The organism is Rhizobium acaciae, from assembly GCF_025941625.1.
GTDB lineage: Bacteria > Pseudomonadota > Alphaproteobacteria > Rhizobiales > Rhizobiaceae > Rhizobium > Rhizobium acaciae.
This window is the reverse complement of sequence record NZ_JAPCZO010000020.1, coordinates 1-19,426: the sequence shown is the minus strand read 5'-3', so window position 1 is coordinate 19,426 and position 19,426 is coordinate 1. Positions and strand designations below refer to the sequence as shown.

The following is a 19,426-nucleotide window of genomic DNA, read 5'->3' as shown; positions in this document are numbered from 1 at the left end:
GGATCGTCTCTTTGTTCCGGGCGATGAAACCGGCCGGGCGGCGCTATGTCGCAAGGCTTTCAATTTTGCCGTTGCCTGTCACAAAACCTGAAAAAAGCCGGATTATGCCCGGACATATCGATCCGCGCATCCGCGAATCCTCTGCCACCGATCTCTCCGTCAATCTCTATGGCTAATCACGGGGCCGATCGAAAGCCTCTGGCAACGATTTCACAGTATGGTGCGCATTCGAACGGGGACGTGACAAGAAATCGCCCGGCAGGAGCGGTCATCATTCGGGGTCGGCTGTGACAATCTATCTGCCCATCGCAGAATTGTCGGTGAACATCTTCATCATTCTCGGCATGGGGGCGGCCGTCGGATTCCTGTCTGGAATGTTCGGCGTCGGCGGCGGTTTTCTCATCACGCCGCTGTTGATCTTCTACAACATCCCCCCCGTCGTCGCCGTCGCGACCGGCGCCAACCAGGTTGTGGCGTCGTCGATATCGGGCGCGATCACGCATTTCCGGCGAGGCTCGCTCGACGTCAAGCTCGGCACGGTGCTGCTGGTCGGCGGCCTTGCGGGTGCGACGGTCGGCATCTGGATCTTCTCTTTATTGCGCGCCATCGGCCAGCTCGATCTCATCATCTCGCTGATGTATGTCATCTTCCTCGGCACCGTCGGCGGACTGATGCTGCTCGAAAGCGTCAACGCCATGCGGCGGGCAGCGCGCAACGAGCCGCCCGCACCGCGCAAGCCCGGCCACCAGCACTGGGTGCATAAGCTGCCGCTGAAGGTGCGCTTCAAGAAATCGAAGATCTTTCTCAGCGTCATTCCGATCGTCGCCCTCGGCTTTGCGATCGGCATCCTCACCTCGATCATGGGTGTCGGCGGCGGCTTCATCATGGTGCCGGCAATGATCTACCTGCTGCGTATCCCGACCAACGTCGTCGTCGGCACCTCGCTGTTCCAGATCATCTTCGTGACCGCCTATACGACGATCGTGCAGGCGGCGACGAACTTTTCCGTCGACATCGTGCTCGCCTTCATCCTGATGGTAGCAGGTGTCATCGGGGCACAATACGGCGTGCGCGTCGGCCAAAAACTGCGCGGCGAACAGCTGCGCGCCCTGCTCGGCCTGCTGGTGCTCGCCGTCGGCGTGCGCCTTGCGATCGCTCTGGTGGTGACGCCGGCCGACGTCTATTCGGTGGTGATGGGAGCGGGCAATTGATGCGCCTGGCTGCCGCTGTCATCGCATTGCTTTGCCTGCTGCCGGCCTCTGCCGGAGCGCAGTGGTTGCCGGGGCAAGCAACGGAAGTGGTGCGTGAAGGGCTGGAAATCGGCACGTCGACCAGCGAAATCGCCATCACCTCGGATTTCCACGGCGCGGATCTGACCATCTTCGGGGCGCTCTCGAATACCGACCAGCTGCTGCTCGCCATCGGCCAATATGACGTGGTCGTGGTGCTGGAGGGCCCGCGCGAGGATGCGACAGTGCGCAGGAAGGAACGCGTCTTCGGCATTTGGGTGAACACCCGCTCGATGACCTTCGAAGCGGTGCCGCATTCCTATTCGATGTCGAGCTCGCGCATGATCGACGATCTGACGACACCGCTCGAGCTGACCGATCAGGGGATCGGCATCGACCACATTCCGCTGACGCCGGTCGGCTTCGTCGGCGACGGCAGTAATCTCGGCGAGTTCCGCGACGCCTTCCGGCGACTGCAGCAGGGTGGCGGGCTCTACGACCGCAACCCGAGCGGCGTGCGATTCGTTTCCTCCAACCTCTTCAAGGCGAGCCTGCGCTTGCCGGCAAACATTCCGAACGGCGTGCACACCGTGCGCGCCTATCTGTTCAAGAGCGGGCTTTTCGTGACCGAGAAATCGCTGCCGCTGCGGGTCATCAAGACCGGCATCGAGCAGACGATCACCGACGCTGCGCATGAGCAGCCGATCCTCTACGGCTTTGCCGCCGTGCTGCTCGCCGTCATCACCGGCTGGGGTGCCAGCCTGATCTTCCGCAAGGACTGATCCACAGCCAAGGCGCTCAGGATTTCTTCCAAAATAGGCTCGGCAAGGCGCTGAGCACGAAGGCCTGCGCGAGCAGCTGCTTGCCTTGAATGTTGTGCTCCAATAAAAACCGCTTGCATTTCGCTATCAGTCGGCCTAGCTTTCAACCAGTTGTTATACGCAACCGGTTTTGATGGATCGCAGTTCAGAAGGAGGATGGAAATGAGAAAGCTTATCGTCTGGAACCTGATGACGCTCGACGGTTATTTCGAAGGCACGAAGCCTTGGGATATCGACTTCCACAATTTCGCCTGGGGACCCGAGCTGCAGCGCTATGCCGAACAGTTCGGCAGGGAAAGCGATCTTCTCGTGTTTGGCCGCAAGACCTATGAGGGCATGGCCGCCTACTGGCCGACCGCCGAGGGCGAAGGTGAGATCAAGGCCTATATGAACAGCATCGCCAAGATCGCCGTGTCGCGGACGATGAGCGAGCCCGGCTGGAACAATGCCCGCGTCGTCAGCGATCCGATCCCCGAATTGACGAGGCTCAAGCAGGAGGATGGCAAGGCGATCTTGATCTTCGGCAGCGCCGAGCTTGCCGACAGTCTGCTGAAAGCCGGCCTTATCGACGAAGTCAGGGTTTGCCTGGTGCCGGTGATCCTCGGCGGCGGCAATCCGCTTTTCAAACAGGCAGAGGGCCAGGTGCCGCTGAAGCTCATCGAATCCTCGACGACGGAAGGCGGCGCGGTGATCCTGCGCTACGAGCCCGTCAAGGCTTAGGAGCGCTCACCCATTGGGACCTTGATGCGATGCCGTCCGGTGGTCAGGCCAGGGTATCGATCCCTGGCCGTATAAGAGAGCAGCCTGGGAAGTTCGCATTCGACTAAAAACCGGTTTTTAACATTTACGAGTTAGTAATCTCTCGGAAACGAGAGGTTTTGTCATGCGTACTCGTATCGTTCTGACGGCCGTGGGTCTCGCGCTGCTTGCCGGCTGCGCGACGGCGCCGAAGCAGACGAGGAACATCTGTGCCGTCTTCGACGAGCGCGACGGGCTCTTCTCCAGCTGGCAGAGTGCCGCCGAGCGGACGGAGAAGAAATACGGCGTGCCCGTGCCGATCCTGATGGCGACGATGTATACCGAATCCGGCTTCCAGCCCTATGCGCGGCCGCCGCGCACCAAGCTGTTCGGATTCATTCCCTGGACCCGGCCTTCGACCGCCTACGGCTATTCGCAGGCGCTCGACGGAACCTGGGATCACTACCAGTCGCAGACAGGGGACTGGACGGCGCGGCGGGCGAACTTCGCCGACGCGATCGATTTCATCGGCTGGTATCACTACCAGAACAGCGTGGAGACCGGCATTCCGCTGAACGATGCCTATAATCTTTACCTTGCCTATTATTCCGGTCCGACGGGATACAAACGCGGCGACTGGCGCTCGAACGGGCAATTGCAGCAGACGGCGCAGAAGTTTGCTCGGATGGCGGGGACGTATCAGCGGCAGCTGCAGGAGTGCGATTGAGTTTAGGTGGTGCCGTCCAAATATGAAGGGCACTACCCCCACAAATTCCCGTACCTGACCGAATAAATCCGATCGCGCCCCAGCAGATGCGCCACCAGCAAAGCCTTGTCGAACAGGCCCTTCATCGCCTGATGGCCGAGATCCAGACCGCCGCTCATAACGCCGAAAGCCGGCATCAGCAGGCGGGCACCGTCGGTCGCAAAGCACGGGCGGCGGACGGATTTCTCGCGGCGGCGGACGGTCGCCGACGGGTGCAGGTGGCCGGCGATCTCGCCGCTCTGCAAGCCGTTCTTCGGCTCGTGCCGGAAGGTCAGGCCGGCATAATGCATCTCGTCGGCAGATGTGCCCGGCAGGTCGACGATGCCATCCGGATCATGGTTGCCATTGATCCAGATCCATTCGCGGCCGCGCGCCATATTGACGATCAGCGTGCGAAAATTCTCCGGCAGGTGCTTGGAACCGATGCGATCGTGGAAATTGTCGCCGAGCGAGATGACGAGCTTCGGATCATAACGCGAGATGACGGCGGCAAGGACGGTCAGCGTCGCCAGCGTATCGTAAGGCGGCAGCATCATGCCGCGGCGGGCGAAGGCTGCGCCCTTTTCCAGATGCAGGTCGGAAACGACGAGCAGGCCGGCATCCGGCAGATAGAGGGCGCCGAGCGGATCGCAGACGGCGGCAATGCCATGGACTGCCGTTTCGACGCCTGATGTCGCGGCCAGTCCCGATATGTCGCGCGCGAGCGCCAGGCGGTTCATCACGGTGTTTTTTCCTAGTCGTCATCATGCCAGAGCTTCGGCGATCAGATCGTCCGCCGCTTCGGCCAGGAGCGCGTCATGGGCCTCGCCCGGCACCGCCTCGCGTCCGATTTCCAGCATCACCGGCACGGCGAGCGGGGAAATATGGTCGAGGGCGCGGTGGGTGATGTGGCCCCTGATTCGTCTCAGCATATCGCCAAGACGGCCAATATCCAAAAGTCCCGTCGCCGCATCCTGCCGCGTCGCCTGCAAGAGGATGTGATCCGGCTCGTGGCTGCGCAGCACGTCGTAGATCAGATCGGCGGAGACGGTGATCTGGCGGCCGCTCTTTTCCTTGCCCGGATGGCGACGCTCGATCAAGCCTGCAATCACGGCGCAATTGCGGAAGGTGCGCTTCAACAGAAAGGACTCGTCCAGCCAGGCTTCGAGATCGTCGCCGAGCATGTCCTCGTCGAAGAGGTCGGAGAGGTTGAGACGGCCATTGCCGATCATCAGCCCCATATCCTCGAGGCCCCAGATGGCCAGCGAATAATCGGTGGCGACGAAACCGAGCGGCTTGGCGCCTATCCGCTCCAGCCGGCGGGTGAGCAGCATGCCGAGCGTCTGGTGAGCGAGACGGCCTTCGAAGGGATAGGCGACCATGTAGCCGCGGCTGCCGCGCGGGAAGGTTTCGATCAGAAACTCGTCGCCCTTCGGCAGCATCGACTTGTCGTTCTGTAGCGACAGCCAATCGCGCACCTGATCCGGCAGGCGGCGCCAGCGATCGGGATCGGCGATCATCGCCCGCACCTGCTCGGCGAGATAGGTCGACAGCGGAAACTTGCCGCCATTATAGGAGGGGATTTTGGGATCGAGCGAAAATGCCTGCGAGGCGAGGCACTCATTTTCACGGATGCCTTCGAAGCGCAGCACCTTGCCGGAAAAGAGGAAAGTATCGCCCGGCGACATTTGCTCGAGGAAATATTCCTCGACCTTGCCGAGGGTGGCGCCGCCACGGCCGATCCTGCCGCCCTCGCCGCGCTTGACCATGCGGATATTCAGCATCGGGCTTTCGACGATGGTGCCGAGGTTGAGGCGATATTGCTGGGCAACAGCAGGATTGGAGACGCGCCAGCGGCCCTCCGCGGTCTTGCGGATGCGGGCGTAACGCTCATAGGTGCGGAGCGCATAACCGCCGGTCGCGACGAAATCGACGATGCGCTCGAAGGTCTCCCAGCTCAGATCGGCATAGGGCGAGGCGCTGATAATTTCATCGTAAAGTTCCAGCATGTCGAAAGGCTCGGCGCAGGCCATGCCGAGCACATGCTGGGCGAGCACATCGAGCGCGCCGCGGCCGACCGGCGGGGTGTCCTGCGCGCCGATATAATTGGCATCGAGGGCCGCCTGGCACTCCATGACCTCGAAACGGTTGGCAGGCACGAGGATCGCCTTCGAGGGCTCGTCCATGCGGTGATTGGCGCGGCCGATGCGCTGGGCAAGGCGCGAGGCTCCCTTCGGCGCGCCGACATGGATGACGAGATCGACATCGCCCCAGTCGATGCCGAGATCGAGGGTGGAGGTAGCAACGACGGCGCGCAGCCGGTTTTCGGCCATCGCCGCCTCGACCTTGCGGCGCTGGGCGACATCGAGCGAGCCGTGATGGAGCGCGATCGGCAGGTTATCGTCGTTGATCGTCCAGAGCGCCTGGAAAAGCATTTCCGCCTGGCTGCGGGTGTTGACGAAGAGCAACGTCGTGCGATGTTCGACGAGCTTGTTGTAGACATCCGGAATGGCATATCGGGCGGAATGGCCGGACCAGGGAATGCGCTCTTCGGTCGAAAGAATCGAGATATCGGGTTTGGCGCCGCCTTCGACGACGACGAGGCCGGCATGATGTTCGCTACCCTCTTCCTGGCCGACCAGCCATTTCTGCAGATCCATCGGTTCGGCGACGGTGGCCGACAGACCGATGGTCTGGAGACCGGGGGCAAGGCGGCGCAGGCGGGCAAGGCCGAGCGAAAGCATGTGGCCGCGCTTGGAGGTAACCAGCGAATGCAACTCGTCGAGGACGATATATTTCAGGTCCTTGAAGAAGCGCTCGGCCTCCCGGTTCGCCAGCAGCAGGGCGACCTGTTCCGGCGTCGTCAGCAGAATATCCGGCGGGTTGAGCTTCTGGCGTTGGCGCTTGGCGTTCGGCGTATCGCCGGTGCGGTTTTCGACGGTGACAGGCAGACCCATCTCCTCGACCGGCTTCATCAGGTTGCGCTCGATATCGATGGCAAGCGCCTTCAGCGGCGAGACATAGAGCGTGTGGATGCCGGTGAAGGCTGAACCGGGCGGGATCCTGCCGCGGCGGGTGAGATCGGTGAGCGAGGGCAGGAAACCGGCAAGCGTCTTGCCGGCGCCGGTCGGGGCGATCAGCAGGGTGCTTTCCCCGGCCTCGGCGCGGGCAAGCAATTCCAGCTGATGGGCGCGCGGGCGCCAGCCTTTTTCCGCAAACCAGCGGGTAAAGGCGGCAGGAAGCAGGGTACGGGCTTCGGAATCGATCTGGTCCACGCCTGGAAGGTAGTGAAATGCCGGGGAAAGAGAAGAGCGGCCAAAGCATGTCGCGCAAAAGTGTGCCGCGGTTTTGCGATAACGACATGGGTAAATACAAAGACCTAAAGCGCGATGAGCGAATCTGAAAGATCGCGACGCGCTTTAGCAATTCACATGGCGATATAGCGGTCCTTGCGGTGGTTGATGGCAATCGTCAGGTTGAGAACGATCGCACCAAGCACGGAGCAGGCGATGATGAAGGGGCTGGCGACGAAGAAGGAGAGCGCCAGGATGATGCCGTCGAAGCCGAGCTGGACGAAGCCGGCGCGCCAGCCGAAGCGATCCTGGATATAGAGGGCAAGAATGCCGATGCCGCCAAGGCTGGCGCGGTGGCGGAAGAGTGCCAGCATGCCGGCGCCGATGACGAGGCCGCCGAAGAGCGCGCCGGCGATGGGATCGACATGCGCCATGCTGATGAAGCCCGAGACGAATTCGGACAGGACCGAGGTCAGCGCGATGGCGGCGAAGGTCTTGATGGTGAAGGCGGCGCCCAAGCGGCGGAAGGCGAGATAATAGAAGGGCAGGTTCACGGCAAAGAAGCAGAGGCCGAAGCTGAAGCCCGTCGCATAATGGGCGAGGAAGGCAAGGCCCGCCGTGCCGCCGGCAAGCAGTCCCGCGCCGGAGAGAAGCGTTACGCCGAGCACGGCGAGCATGCTGCCGGCGACGATGCCCTGGGCGTCGTCGAAGAGCGAGTGACGATCGGCGCTGGAATTCAGAATGCCTGCGAAAGCGTTGGATGCCATGTTGTTCCCCTGTCGGCGTTTCCGTCTTCTATCCGCGGTCAGGATAAAGGCAAGTAGCAAGCAGCAAGCCCGCCCCTTGACATCAGGTATAATCGTGGATATTTTTTATCCACGAATTGAGGAGGCCATGTGCATGAAGATGGGCGATGGGGTCGAGCAGGCCATTCACAGCGTTGCGATGCTTTCCGGCCTCTCCGAAGGCGGCGTGCTGTCGGCGGCCGCGCTGGCCGAATTCCACGGCGTCTCGACGAGCTATCTGCTGAAGCATCTGCAGGCGCTGTCGGGCGCCGGCATCCTCGATACCGTACCGGGGCCGAAGGGCGGATATCGGCTGGCAAAAGCGCCGAAGGAGATTTCGCTGCTCGACATCGTGCTCGCCGTCGAGGGATCTGCGCCGGCGTTCCGTTGCGCCGAAATCCGCCAGCGCGGACCGAACCCGGTCTCCGATCGCTTGTTCGCCCAGCCCTGCACCATCAACGCGGCGATGCTGAAAGCCGAACGGGTCTATCGCGCCGAACTCGCCAAGACGAGCCTGGCCGATATCGGCATCGAACTTGCCGCCGTCGACGATGGATCGATCGCAGCCAGAGGCTGCGCCTTCCTTGAAATCCATGAACGCAAGACGGCTCGTTGAGCCATAACAAAGGAGAAAGACCATGCAACCACGTTTCAACTTCGCCAAAGCCGCTCCCGATGCCTACAAGGCAGTCGCCGCGCTCGAGCAATATGTCCAGTCCTCCGGGCTGGAACGCCGCTTCATCCATCTGATCAAGCTGCGCGCTTCACAGATCAATGGCTGCGCCTATTGCGTCGACATGCATGTGAAGGAAGCCCGCCATGATGGGCTCTCCGAGCAATGGATCAACCTGATGTGCGTCTGGCGGGAATCGCCGGTCTATGACGCCCGCGAACGGGCGCTGCTCGGCTGGGTGGATTCCGTGACCAATATCGCCAAAACAGGCGTGCCGGATGCCGACTACGAGACGCTGAAGGCGCATTTTTCCGAGGAAGAAATGACGAAGATCACGGTGGCGATCGGCGCCATCAACATCTGGAACCGGCTTGCCGTCGGCTTCCGCTCGCAGCATCCGCGCGATGCGGCGCAGAAGGCAGCCTGATCGAAATCTGCTTGCAGGGAATTCATCCTGGCAACCGACCCGAAAATCTCGGGTCGGTCGAATATCGGGTCAATCGTGATCCCTGGTGGCCCGTCCGGCAACGGCGTCAAACCGATTGCCCGAGAGGTCGACGCTGTTGAATAGGTCGCGGACGACTTTCGCAATTTCTTCTGCGGAAGCGCCCTTGGCATATTCTTCCTGCATACGGCGTCTCACAAGCTTTTCCAAATCTGACATAGTTCACCTCATCAAATCCGGCGCGAGCAGAGTTTGGCGCCGAGACCGATCACAGGCAAGTTACGTTTTGTTTAGAATGGCTTACCGATTTGTAACGTTGGAGCCTTTCCTGCTTCGACCAATCGACGCGCAACGTAGAAGGCAGCGTGAGACGCAGTCCCCTCTCCCCGTAAAAACGGGGAGAGGGGACGTGCCATGCGAGAAGTGAGTGCGGACGAAAAGCTTGCGGCATGTTCCCTTCTCCTCGCATGCTGGGGCAGGTGCTGGCGGGCTTGCGTTCTTTCCGGCTGCAAGCAATTGGCGATAGCTTGCCATGGCGATGGCCCTCACCCTAACCCGCTCGCGGCGAGAGGGGACCTGATCGGGTATCCTTACAGCGCGATGTAGCGATCAGCGCGGTGGTTGATGGCGACGAAGAGGTTGAGGACGACGGCGCCGAGCACTGAATAGAAGACGACAGGCGGCGTGGTGACGAAGAAGGCGGCGGCGAGCACGCACATGTCGATGGCGAGTTGGACCAAGCCGGCGCGGATGCCGAAACGATCCTGCAGGTAGATGCCGAGAATGCCGACCCCGCCGAGGCTGGCGCGGTGGCGATAAAGCGCCAGCAGGCCGAAGCCGAGCAGCAGGCCGCCGAGAAGGGCCGCCCAGGCCGGATGAATGCTCGAAATGGAGAAGAAGCGCGACTGCACATCGGCAAGCACCGAGGTCAGGCCGATGGCGATGAAGGTCTTGATGGTGAAGGCCATGCCGAGGCGCTTCCAGGAGAGATAGAAGAACGGCAGGTTGAGCAGGAAGAAGGCGAGACCGAAATTGACGCCGAAGGCATAATGCAGGAGGAAGGCGACGCCAGCCGTGCTGCCGGTGAGAAGGCCGGCGCTGGCGAGCACGTAGAGGCCGAGTGCGGCAACGAGGCTGCCGGAGAATATGCCCTGCACATCTTCGATCGGCGTGTGGCGCGTCGCAGTCGTATTCCAAAAGCCAAGGGCATTGATGAGCTGTGTCATGTCGCCAGTCTCCACGGCAGACGAGTTCAAGAACGCGCTTCGGAAGACCCGGGCGCGACGGAATTTTGGATCATGAAAGGAGCCCGAGCGCCTCGGCGTAATATTGCCGGGCTCTCTGCCGATATGGTGCAGTATCGGGTTTTTCGGTCTTCCGATCAAGCGAAATAGGTAAGCAATACTGACCTATTCAAAAATCGCAAGAAATGTTCGCTCACGCGGGCTTGCGCGTAAGGAACAGAATGCCGGAAACCGGTTTTCCGCCATCTTTGCGAATGACCGACTTGACGGTCTTGAGGATCTCCAGCCCGTGACGGGCAAGAAGCATCCTGACATAGCTTTCCGAATGGGCGTAGCGCAGCGACGGGGCGAGATGGAAGCCGTCACCCTCCCCCGCATCCTCGACGGAAAAGGCGATATCGGCGCCTGATGCGGCGAGTTCTCCGACGATGGCAAAGACGCTTTCGAGATTGCCGAGATACATCAGCACATCTGCTGCCGTCACCAGGTCGGCGCGATGGCGCGCTGTATCGGCAAAGACGCCGGAGAGATCGGGTGCGAGCGAGAGATCGGCCTGGGCGAGACTGTCATAGACATGTTTTTCGGCGGCCTTGGCCAGCATGTTCTGCGAGAGATCGAAGCCTTCGAGGCGGCCGGCACGGCTACGGATCTCCGGGCCGAGCAGGCCGGTGCCGCAGCCGAGATCGACGGCCAGTTCGTAACGCCTGCCGGTGGAGGCGATGAGCGCTGCCAGTTTCTGCGGGACGCTGTAGTCGAGCTTTTCGACAAGTGCTGATTCGAACCGGTCGGCATAGTCGTCGAAGAGGCGCTCGACATAGCGGCTCGGCGGCAGGTCAGGCGTGGCCGCGTCGCCGAGAAGGGCGAGCTTGAGGGCGGCGCCGAAAATGTCATCGGGACCGAGAGCAAGCGTCCTGCGATAGGCCTCGATCGCGGCCTCACCCCTGCCCGCCTTTTCCAGGTAGGTGGCGAGGCGATACCAGCCGGCGGCCCAGGCAGGCACGAGCTCGAGGGCCTGTTCCATCAGCTCGGCAGCCGCTTCCGGCTCGCCGCCTTCTTCGAGCATCCTGGCATAATCGGCGCGGCGGTCGGCGATGACGTCGCCTGAGGAAAGCTGGTGAGGCTGCATCAATGGACCTGTAGCTCTTTCTTTTATGCATGTCGTTTTCCCGGAACCGCTGCACACTTCCGGGCGACATGCATTGGCCCGCATTTGGCGGCGGCCACAAAAAAACTCAAGTCCTATTTCAGAGGCGAAGCGGCCAATTCCGGAAAGGGCTTGCGGGCGCCGCGCTGCGACCTTATTCCAAGGGCAAACAGGAGATGGCTTATGTCCGATCAGGCGAACAGGTTCCTCGGCGATTCAATCGGCCGCACATTGATAAAGCTTATCGTGGTGTCGCTGATCGTCGGTTTCGTCATGACCGTCTTCGGCCTGACGCCGTGGGGCATCATCTACGGCATACGCGATTTCATCCTGGAGATCTGGTACCGGGGCTTCTCGGCGCTTGGGCGCGTCGGCGACTATCTCCTCCTCGGTGCGACGATCGTCATCCCGCTCTTCATCATCCTTCGTCTTTTCAGCTACCGCCGGTAACATGACATCCATCGATCTTTCCAGGCGCGGCCTGCTACGCCTTTCCGGACTTGCGCTCGCCGCCGGCATCGCCGGCTGCACCACGACCCCGCGGATGGCCGGCACGCCGTCGGAGGGCGAAGACGAGACGGCGAGCGTGCTGCCGCTCGTCAACCAGCTCAGGGCCAAAAACGGCCTGCCGCCGCTTGCCGTCGATCCGGCCGCGAGCACTGCCGCCTTGTTCCAGGCGAAACGCATGGCGAGCGCCGGCAAGATGGCGCATCTGATGGGCATGACCGACAGTTTCGGTGCGCGCGTCAAGGCGAGCGGTGTGCGGCTGCCGGCGGCGGAAAACATCGCCTCCGGCCAGCAAAGCGTCGATGCCGTGGTGACGGCCTGGATCAACTCGCCGCATCACCTGGAAAACATGCTCGGACGTTACGGCGGCCTCGGCGTTGCTGTCGCCCATAATACATCTTCCAGGAACCTGCCCTATTGGGCGATGGTGCTTTCCAGCTGAGGTGATTCCGCCTGCAGCAGTTCAAGTGATGCAGCGTCTTTTGCGCGTCTGAAACGACGCGTGGCGCTGCCGCGGCGAGGCCGGCATGGATACACGCAGCAATCACAACGCGCTTGCATTCGACGTGACGCACCTGATGGTGCTGTCGATTGCCATTCCGATGACGCTCGGCTTCATGACGACGCCGCTGCTCGGGCTGACGAACACCGCCGTCGTCGGCCGCATGGGCAATGCGGAGGCGCTGGCGGGGCTGGCGATCGGCGCGATGCTCTTCGATCTGATCCTCGGCAGCTTCAACTTCCTGCGCGCCTCGACAACCGGGCTGACGGCGCAGGCCTATGGCAGGCGCGACCAGCACGAGCAGCAGGCGGTCTTTTCCCGGGCGATGATTTCGGCGCTCGGTTGCGGACTGGCGCTGCTCTGTCTTTCGCCGCTGCTGATGGCGGCGGGGTTGAGGCTGATGGGGGCGGAAGGCGCGATCGCGCAGGCAACCAGCACCTATTTTTCGATCCGCATGCTGGCAGCACCTGCAGCACTGGCGAATTATGCCATCCTCGGCTTCGTGCTCGGGCGCGGACAGGGCAATATAGGACTGCTGCTGCAGGCGATCATCAACGGCATCAACATCCTGCTTTCCATCTATCTCGGCCTGACGCTCGATTGGGGCGTGGCGGGGGTCGCCTGGGGCACGATGGCCGGCGAAACCACCGGCGCGCTCGTCGGGCTTGTCATCGTGCTCAACGGCTTCGGCAAGGCAGCGCGGCCGGCATGGTCCGAGGTCTTTTCCCGCCACCGGCTGGCCGAGCTTTTTGCGCTCAACCGCGACATCCTGATCCGGACTTTCGTGCTGATCGGCGCCTTCACCATCATGACGCGGATCGGCACCAGCTTCGGCGCGGTGACGCTGGCCGCCAATGCCGTGGTGATGAATTTCTTCCTGCTGTCGGGCTATTACCTCGACGGGCTTGCCAATGCCGCCGAGCAGATCATCGGCCGGGCAATCGGCGCGCACTACCGGCCGGCCTTCGACCGCGGGCTGAAGCTGACGATCTTGTGGTCCTTCGGGCTGGCGGCGCTCGGCTCGGCCTTCTTCTTCCTCGCCGGCCCCTGGCTGATCTCGGTGCTGACGACTTCACCCGAGGTGCGGCAGGCGGCGGAGACCTATCTGCCCTGGGCGGCGGTCACCGGGCTGGCCGGCGCGCTCGCCTTCCTGATGGACGGGGTCTTCATCGGCGCCACGTGGTCGGCCGACATGCGCAATCGGATGCTGATCTCTTTTGCCGGCTATCTCTTGATGCTCGCAGTCTTCGTGCCGCTCTTCGGCAATCACGGCCTTTGGCTGGCGATGAACGCCTTCCTGCTCTTTCGCGGTTTCTTCCTGGCGATGCTGGTCAAGCCGAGGGCCGATCAGACCTTTCGCGCAGCCCAGTAATCAACCCTGGCATCGCGCAGCTCGCGGATCGAGCCGGCCTTTTCGCGGTCCAGGAGTTTCGAGAGGCCGCGGATAATATCGCCGGCCAAGCCGGGGCCTTCATAGACCATGCAGGAATAGAGCTGGACGAGATCGGCACCCGCCCTGATCTTCTCCAACGCGGTTTCGGCCGAGGAGACGCCGCCGACGCCGATGATCGGCAGATCAGGGCCGACGCGCTTGCGCATCCTGGCGAGCACCGCCGTCGACTTTTCGAACAGCGGCACGCCGGAAAGGCCACCCGTCTCCTTCGCCTGGCGCTGATCCTTAAGTCCGTCGCGCGACAGCGTGGTGTTGGAGACGATCAGGCCGTCGAGCGCATGCGAGAGCGCTTCCGCGGCAATATCGTCCATGCCTTCCTCGGTCAGATCAGGCGCGATCTTCAGAAAGACCGGGATCTTCCGGCCGGATGCCGCCGCCATTTCGTCACGCGCCGCAAGCACAGCAGACAACAGCACCGCAAGGCTTTCGCGCCCCTGCAGATCGCGCAGGCCAGGGGTGTTCGGCGAGGAGATGTTGGCGGTGAAATAGCGCGCGACGGAATAAAAGCGGCGGATGCCGGCGACATAGTCGGCGATGCGATCCTCGCTATCCTTGTTGGCGCCGATATTGACGCCGACCAAGCCGCCGCCCCTCAGCGCGGCGAGGCGCCCGAAAGCGGCATCATGGCCTTCATTGTTGAAGCCGAGGCGGTTGATGACGCCTTCATCCTCCACCAGGCGGAAGATGCGCGGGCGCGGATTGCCGGATTGCGGCTTCGGCGTCACCGTGCCGATCTCGGTAAAGCCGAAGCCGAGCTTCAGCAGCGCCTCCGGCACCTCGGCATTCTTGTCGTAGCCGGCGGCCATGCCGAGCGGATTTTCGAAGGTAAGGCCGGCAACGGTCTGGCGCAGGCGCGGATCGGGCGTCAGCTGGCAGGCGGGCACGAGGCCGGATTTCAAGGCGGCGATCGACATGCCGTGCGCCGTTTCCGGATCGAACAGGAAGAGACCCTTGCGGGCGAGACGCTTGAAGGGATCAATCATGGCTGCAGCTCCGGGAAGATATGGGCGCCGGCTTCGTCGAGCGGCAGCGGCGCCTCCCAGAGCACGGCGGCAAGCGGCAGATCGGCGTAGAGGTGCGGGAAAAGATCGCCGCCGCGCGAGGGTTCGAAGACCAGCTTGTCGCCAAAGCCGCTGCCATCGACGGCAATCAGCAGCAGGCCGGACTGGCCGGTAAAATGCAGCGCGGCGGTCTGCTTTACCTGGTCTGCCGTCGAGAAATGGATGAAGCCGTCCTTGAGATCGATGCCGGCGCCATGAAAAGTGCCGGTTTGTCTGGCTTGCTGCCAGAGCGTTTCCGTCACGATCTTGTAAAGGGTCGGTGTCAGGGTCATCATGGCCTCACGATAGGCTGTTCCTTGGTCACGAGGGCTTTGCCGGAAAGAGGCGGCGATGTCCACGCCCCGGCGCCGAAAAACGGGACAGCTGGAACAGAATTGGAGCATGATGTCGTCCGAAAACCGCGCACACTTTTCGGCATCATGCTCCAGAAAATCCGGAGGATGAGACGATGAAGGCATTCGTTATCACGCTTGGCGTTTTTCTGATGCCGTTGGCGGCCGCGGCCGTCGAACCTGATGCAAGCCGCTTCCAGCTGGAGAAGAGCGGCGACCATTTCGTCCGGCTCGACCGGCGGACCGGCGCGATGTCGATCTGCCAGGACAAGGATGGCGCCCTCGTCTGCCGGATGGCGGCCGACGAGCGGGCGGCCTATGAGGACGAACTCGACCGGCTGGCAAAGCGGGTGACGGCGCTCGAACAAGGCGGCGTTATCCAGCGCGCGCTGCCGAGCGATGCCGAGGTCGACCGTTCGATCAGCATCATGGAGCGGATGATGAAGAGTTTCATGGGGATGGTGAAGGAGTTCCAGGCCGAGGAAAACACCAATCCCCTTCCGCAGAAGACCTGATCTGATATAGTCGGTATGAGCAAGCTGGCGTGCAACGCGGAGGGGCGGAGGCACATGCCGGCATGATCGGGCTCTTGGGAGGGAGTTTTCGATGCAGGAACAGACCATCATCATTGCGGACGATCATCCGCTTTTCCGCGACGCGCTGCGCCAAGCGGTAATCGGCATGGAAGGCCGGCAGTCGATCGTCGAGGCCGGCGATTTCGCCGCCGCGCGCCGGGCAGCCGGCGCCCATGCGGATGCCGACCTGATGCTGCTCGATCTCGCCATGCCCGGCGTCAGCGGCTTTTCCGGCCTGATGGCATTGCGCTCCGAATTCGCCAGCCTGCCGATCGTCATCGTCTCGGCAACCGACGATGCGACGACCATTCGCCGGGCGCTGGAACTCGGCGCTTCCGGCTTCATTTCGAAATCCTCCGGCATCGAGGATATTCGCCGCAGCATCCAGACGGTGCTTGCCGGCGATATCGCCACGCCGGAAAGCTATCGCGACGGCCAGGAGCAGGATCCCGATGTCGCCGACCTGATCCACCGCCTGCATACGCTGACGCCGCAGCAGAGCCGGGTGCTGACCATGCTCGGCGAAGGGCTGCTGAACAAGCAGATCGCCTACGAACTCGGTGTCTCCGAGGCGACGATCAAGGCGCATGTCTCGGCGATCCTGTTGAAACTCGACGTCGACAGCCGAACGCAGGCCGTCATCCAGCTCGGCAAGATCAATATGGCGATGGTCGCCTGAGCATTCGATAACAGGATTTTATTCCTCTTCTATCTTTACTCAGGCGGCGCGGTCGGTTAATATTCCGCCGGGTTGGAGCGCGGCGTTGAATGAGCCGCGACGGAATCGCGCATGCTGTCACACAACCAGATCTGGGAAGCGCTCGACAGGCTTGCCGAACGGCACGAGCTGACGCCATCCGGACTTGCGCGCCGCGCCGGCCTCGACCCGACCTCCTTCAACAAATCGAAACGGCTTTCCGCCGACGGGCGGCTGCGCTGGCCGTCCACGGAATCGATCGCCAAGGTGCTCGACGCCACAGGGGCGAGCATGGAGCAGTTTCTGGCCTTCATGCGGGCCGACGCCGGCCCCTCCGAGCAGCAGGCCAGGCAGCAGGAAAACGCGTTTCAGCCGCAAGGCGGCTCCATTCCGCTGCTCGGCTTCGCCCAGGCGGGCGCCGGCGGTTTCTTCGACGATGGCGGCTTTCCGGCCGGCCAGGGTTGGGACGTGGTGGAATTTCCGGCCGCCCCTTCGCAGAAATCAGGCGTCTATGCACTGGAGGTGCAGGGCGAGAGCATGATGCCGCTGTACCGCGACGGCGACGTGCTGATCGTTGAGCCGGGCGCCCAGGTGCGCCGCAACGACCGCGTCGTCGTGCGCACAAATGAGGGCGAGGTGATGGCCAAGGTGCTGCTGCGCCAGAGCCCGCGATCGATCGAGCTGCTGTCTCTCAATCCCGAACATCCCAACCGCACCCTCGAGCTTTCCGACGTCGCCTGGATCGCCCGGATCATCTGGGCCAGCCAATAGGAAGATATTCCATGCGCCCTGCCGCCTTCCTCACAGGTATCACCGGGATGGTAGTGGTGGTCGGCCTGCTGATAGCGGGCGAAGCAAGGCTTGGCGGCGGCACGGCCGGGCAAGAGACGGCGTCCGCAGAAGAGACGGCGACGGCAGCGGCGGAGGCTGCTCCCGAAGCCGGCGCACGTGCGACAATCTCGGACGACCGTGCCGAAATGATCGCTCGGTCGGCGGAACCGGCGGCGTCGCCTGCCCCGGAGCCAGGCGACGGTGGGGCACCCAAACCGGCCGATGTGCCGCAACAGGCGGAGACGCCGGCCGGGCAAACAGCGAGTTCGGCCGCGAAAAAGCCTGTGGAGTTGGCACGGCCGGCGGTCGACAATGCCGGCATCCTTTCCTTCGGCGAGCGCCGGCTTCAGCTTGCCGGCATCGTGCCGACGCCGGTCGACAGAATATGCGGGCCGGCGGGCCGGCAATGGCCCTGCGGCATGATGGCGAAGACGGCGCTGCGCCTATTGTTGCGCAACCGCAGCGTCAGCTGCGATCTCGAGACGGTGGAATGGAAGGAAACGGTAACGACTGCCTGCCGGCTCGGCACAGAGGATCTCGGCTCATGGCTCGCCGAAAACGGCTGGGCGGAAGCAGCAGTGGGTTCGCCGCTTACGGCTGCCGCCGAAAAGGCCAGGCAGGCAGGAAAAGGCCTCTACGGCGATGATCCACGCCGCAATTAAACCGGCAGCCACGACAGCGGTTGGACAACCCCGCATGGGCCGATCCCTTGTAATGGCTGTCGCCAATTCCTAATCTGGGCTGACCGAAAAAGGAATCAGAGATGAACAAGCCGCTTTCCGCCCATGACGCGCTGATCTACGTGATGGTGATGGCATCCGCCGTCGACAGCACGATGAACGACAGGGAGATGACAAGGATCGGCCAATTGATCGGGTTCCTGCCGGTTTTCCGGGATTTCGACGACGACAAGCTGATTGCAGTGGCGCGCGACTGCGCCTCGCTGCTGGCCGGGCCGGAAGGCCTCGACGTCGTTCTCGAAACCGTGCGCGATACCCTGCCCGCAAAGCTCTACGACACGGCCTATGCGCTCGCCGTCGAGGTGGCATCCGCCGATCTCTCGGTCAAGGCGGAGGAGTTGCGGCTGCTCAGCCTGCTGCGCGATCGGCTCGGCCTCGACAAGCTCACCTGCGCGGCGATCGAGCGCAGCGCGATTGCCCGCTTCCGCAAGGGCTGAATGCATCAGCTTTGGACTGCTGCATAATTCAATAAAGCCCGTAGGGGAAATAACGCAGATAGATTTCCTGGAGGCGGCCGTTGCGCGACAGCGTGGCGAGCGCGTGGTCGATGGCTGATGTCAGCACGCTGTCCTTCTGCCGCAGCATGATCGTCATGCCCTCGCCGAGGAAATGCTCGGAGAGATAGGGGCCGTCGAACAGCGCGCAGCATTTGGCTGAGGCCGGCGAAGAAACCCAGAAGGAAAGCTGCAGCGCATCGGCAAAGGCGGCATCGACCTTGCGGTCCTTGAGCGCCGCAAGCAGGGCGTCCTTCGTGTCGAACGGCTCGGCCTTGAGCGTGGGGAAAAAGGCTGCCAGCATCGCCTCGTGCACCGTCCCCCTGACGACGCCGACCGGGTGGCTGGAAAGCGCGGCAGCGGTCTTTCCGTCGAGCGGCATGCCGAGATTGCGCACGAAGCGCGCCGGCAGCATCAGATAAGGTCTGGAGAAGACGAATTGCCGACGCAGCTCCGGGGTCACGGCAAAACCGGCGATGACGGCATCGCCCTGTGAGGCGGCGAGCGCATCCCTGAGGTCGGCAAAGGGGAGCGCCTGAATCTGGCACTTATCCGATATTTCCAACTCGCTGCAGATTTCGCGGGCGAGGTCGACATCGAAACCGGAAAGCTTGCCGTTCTGATCGGTGAAATTGAAGGGCGGGAAATCGACCGAAGTCAGGAAGCGCAGGCGCACCAGCGAGGAGAGATCGGGCCTGGCAAGACGCTCGCGCGCATCGAAGAGCAGCGGCAGCGAGGGCGCCGCCTGCTGGGCCGATGCGGCAAAACTTGAAAAAAGCGCGCCGAGAAACAGGCTGAACGCGAAAAAACCCTTCAGAGTCAGGGATGCCAGCTTGGATTGCATCATCGTGATTGTGGTCTCTGGGTTAAGCGCGAAGCATTCGGCGTCGGTGAGATGTATCAGAGTCATGCGTGGCGGGGAATATGCGTGGGGGTGAGGGGGCGGATGGCGGTCGCGAACTCACCAACATCGTAGAAGCGCGGCACCCTCCAACGTCCCTCATCCTGAGGCGTGGAGGCCAAAGGCCGGAGCCTCGAAGGACACGACGCAACGCCGCTCCTTGCATGATCCGACGCCGGAATGCCCGCCTCGTCCTTCGAGGCCCTGCGGGGCACC

24 protein-coding genes are annotated in these 19,426 nt (G+C 62.5%); 15 read left to right on the top strand and 9 right to left on the bottom strand.

Annotated elements, in window-relative coordinates:
- The first annotated feature begins 11 nt into the window (after positions 1-11).
- From OLZ32_RS27575 to OLZ32_RS27555, 5 genes are all read left to right on the top strand, one after another.
- Complete coding sequence (locus tag OLZ32_RS27575) at positions 12-176, top strand: hypothetical protein (RefSeq protein WP_264423815.1); 165 nt, start codon at positions 12-14, stop codon at positions 174-176.
- Between the two features lie 111 nt (positions 177-287).
- Positions 288-1,211, top strand: a complete 924-nt coding sequence (locus OLZ32_RS27570; RefSeq protein ID WP_003545257.1) for a sulfite exporter TauE/SafE family protein — start codon at positions 288-290, stop codon at positions 1,209-1,211.
- Positions 1,211-2,011, top strand: coding sequence for a TIGR02186 family protein (locus tag OLZ32_RS27565; RefSeq protein ID WP_003545255.1), 801 nt, complete (start codon positions 1,211-1,213; stop codon positions 2,009-2,011). The genes OLZ32_RS27570 and OLZ32_RS27565 overlap by 1 nt, the downstream gene beginning before the upstream one ends.
- 201 nt (positions 2,012-2,212) lie before the next feature.
- Positions 2,213-2,770, top strand: a complete 558-nt coding sequence (locus OLZ32_RS27560; protein WP_003545254.1) for a dihydrofolate reductase family protein — start codon at positions 2,213-2,215, stop codon at positions 2,768-2,770.
- Between the two features lie 163 nt (positions 2,771-2,933).
- On the top strand, positions 2,934-3,515 hold the full coding sequence (locus tag OLZ32_RS27555) for a transglycosylase SLT domain-containing protein (protein ID WP_264423812.1): 582 nt from the start codon (positions 2,934-2,936) through the stop codon (positions 3,513-3,515).
- A gap of 32 nt (positions 3,516-3,547) precedes the next feature.
- Here OLZ32_RS27555 and pdeM read toward each other — a convergent pair whose 3' ends face one another.
- The 3 genes from pdeM to OLZ32_RS27540 all read right to left on the bottom strand — a co-directional run bounded on the left by pdeM (position 3,548) and on the right by OLZ32_RS27540 (position 7,593).
- A complete protein-coding gene (pdeM, locus tag OLZ32_RS27550; RefSeq protein ID WP_003545251.1) occupies positions 3,548-4,273 on the bottom strand; it encodes a ligase-associated DNA damage response endonuclease PdeM in 726 nt (241 codons plus the stop codon).
- Between the two features lie 24 nt (positions 4,274-4,297).
- Positions 4,298-6,808 (bottom strand): ligase-associated DNA damage response DEXH box helicase, encoded by a 2,511-nt coding sequence (locus tag OLZ32_RS27545; protein WP_264423810.1) that lies wholly within the window; start codon positions 6,806-6,808, stop codon positions 4,298-4,300.
- Between the two features lie 152 nt (positions 6,809-6,960).
- Complete coding sequence (locus OLZ32_RS27540) at positions 6,961-7,593, bottom strand: YitT family protein (RefSeq protein ID WP_003545247.1); 633 nt, start codon at positions 7,591-7,593, stop codon at positions 6,961-6,963.
- Positions 7,594-7,726: 133 nt separating this feature from the next.
- On the opposite strand from OLZ32_RS27540, the gene OLZ32_RS27535 reads away from it, so the two are divergent.
- Together OLZ32_RS27535 and OLZ32_RS27530 are read left to right on the top strand one after the other, a co-directional pair.
- Positions 7,727-8,227, top strand: coding sequence for an RrF2 family transcriptional regulator (locus tag OLZ32_RS27535; RefSeq protein ID WP_003545245.1), 501 nt, complete (start codon positions 7,727-7,729; stop codon positions 8,225-8,227).
- A 22-nt stretch (positions 8,228-8,249) separates the two neighbouring features.
- Positions 8,250-8,711, top strand: a complete 462-nt coding sequence (locus tag OLZ32_RS27530) for a carboxymuconolactone decarboxylase family protein (RefSeq protein WP_264423808.1) — start codon at positions 8,250-8,252, stop codon at positions 8,709-8,711.
- A 69-nt stretch (positions 8,712-8,780) separates the two neighbouring features.
- Here the strand turns inward: OLZ32_RS27530 and OLZ32_RS27525 are convergent, their stop codons facing one another.
- From OLZ32_RS27525 to OLZ32_RS27515, 3 genes are all read right to left on the bottom strand, one after another.
- A complete protein-coding gene (locus tag OLZ32_RS27525) occupies positions 8,781-8,927 on the bottom strand; it encodes a hypothetical protein (protein WP_157626686.1) in 147 nt (48 codons plus the stop codon).
- 392 nt (positions 8,928-9,319) lie between these two features.
- Positions 9,320-9,955: a YitT family protein gene (locus OLZ32_RS27520; protein WP_003545240.1), complete on the bottom strand. Its 636-nt coding sequence runs from the start codon at positions 9,953-9,955 to the stop codon at positions 9,320-9,322.
- A gap of 211 nt (positions 9,956-10,166) precedes the next feature.
- Positions 10,167-11,099 (bottom strand): class I SAM-dependent DNA methyltransferase, encoded by a 933-nt coding sequence (locus OLZ32_RS27515; RefSeq protein WP_264423806.1) that lies wholly within the window; start codon positions 11,097-11,099, stop codon positions 10,167-10,169.
- A gap of 201 nt (positions 11,100-11,300) precedes the next feature.
- On the opposite strand from OLZ32_RS27515, the gene OLZ32_RS27510 reads away from it, so the two are divergent.
- From OLZ32_RS27510 to OLZ32_RS27500, 3 genes are all read left to right on the top strand, one after another.
- Positions 11,301-11,567 carry a DUF6460 domain-containing protein gene (locus tag OLZ32_RS27510; RefSeq protein ID WP_003545236.1) on the top strand — a complete coding sequence of 89 codons (267 nt, stop codon included), beginning with the start codon at positions 11,301-11,303 and terminating at the stop codon, positions 11,565-11,567.
- 1 nt (position 11,568) lies between these two features.
- Positions 11,569-12,066 (top strand): CAP domain-containing protein, encoded by a 498-nt coding sequence (locus tag OLZ32_RS27505; protein WP_017958873.1) that lies wholly within the window; start codon positions 11,569-11,571, stop codon positions 12,064-12,066.
- 85 nt (positions 12,067-12,151) lie between these two features.
- Entirely contained in the window at positions 12,152-13,498 is a 1,347-nt protein-coding gene (locus tag OLZ32_RS27500) for an MATE family efflux transporter (RefSeq protein WP_264423802.1), read from the top strand.
- Here the strand turns inward: OLZ32_RS27500 and OLZ32_RS27495 are convergent.
- Together OLZ32_RS27495 and OLZ32_RS27490 are read right to left on the bottom strand one after the other, a co-directional pair.
- Complete coding sequence (locus OLZ32_RS27495; protein ID WP_264423800.1) at positions 13,474-14,562, bottom strand: quinone-dependent dihydroorotate dehydrogenase; 1,089 nt, start codon at positions 14,560-14,562, stop codon at positions 13,474-13,476. The genes OLZ32_RS27500 and OLZ32_RS27495 overlap by 25 nt on opposite strands.
- A complete protein-coding gene (locus OLZ32_RS27490; protein ID WP_130792358.1) occupies positions 14,559-14,912 on the bottom strand; it encodes a DUF952 domain-containing protein in 354 nt (117 codons plus the stop codon). Before OLZ32_RS27490 ends, OLZ32_RS27495 begins: the two co-directional genes overlap by 4 nt.
- Before the next feature lie 176 nt (positions 14,913-15,088).
- Between OLZ32_RS27490 and OLZ32_RS27485 the strand changes: the two genes are divergently transcribed.
- The 5 genes from OLZ32_RS27485 to OLZ32_RS27465 all read left to right on the top strand — a co-directional run bounded on the left by OLZ32_RS27485 (position 15,089) and on the right by OLZ32_RS27465 (position 18,252).
- The gene (locus OLZ32_RS27485; protein ID WP_264423798.1) at positions 15,089-15,487 is read left to right on the top strand and encodes a hypothetical protein; all 399 of its coding nucleotides are present in this window, start codon (positions 15,089-15,091) and stop codon (positions 15,485-15,487) included.
- A gap of 91 nt (positions 15,488-15,578) precedes the next feature.
- Entirely contained in the window at positions 15,579-16,226 is a 648-nt protein-coding gene (locus OLZ32_RS27480) for a response regulator (protein ID WP_003545225.1), read from the top strand.
- A 111-nt stretch (positions 16,227-16,337) separates the two neighbouring features.
- A complete protein-coding gene (locus OLZ32_RS27475) occupies positions 16,338-17,015 on the top strand; it encodes a S24 family peptidase (protein WP_003545224.1) in 678 nt (225 codons plus the stop codon).
- An 11-nt stretch (positions 17,016-17,026) separates the two neighbouring features.
- Entirely contained in the window at positions 17,027-17,737 is a 711-nt protein-coding gene (locus tag OLZ32_RS27470; RefSeq protein ID WP_264423796.1) for a thermonuclease family protein, read from the top strand.
- A gap of 101 nt (positions 17,738-17,838) precedes the next feature.
- Positions 17,839-18,252: a tellurite resistance TerB family protein gene (locus OLZ32_RS27465; RefSeq protein ID WP_003545221.1), complete on the top strand. Its 414-nt coding sequence runs from the start codon at positions 17,839-17,841 to the stop codon at positions 18,250-18,252.
- Between the two features lie 28 nt (positions 18,253-18,280).
- Here the strand turns inward: OLZ32_RS27465 and OLZ32_RS27460 are convergent, their stop codons facing one another.
- Positions 18,281-19,156, bottom strand: a complete 876-nt coding sequence (locus OLZ32_RS27460; protein ID WP_264423793.1) for a transporter substrate-binding domain-containing protein — start codon at positions 19,154-19,156, stop codon at positions 18,281-18,283.
- Between the last annotated feature and the right edge of the window lie 270 nt (positions 19,157-19,426).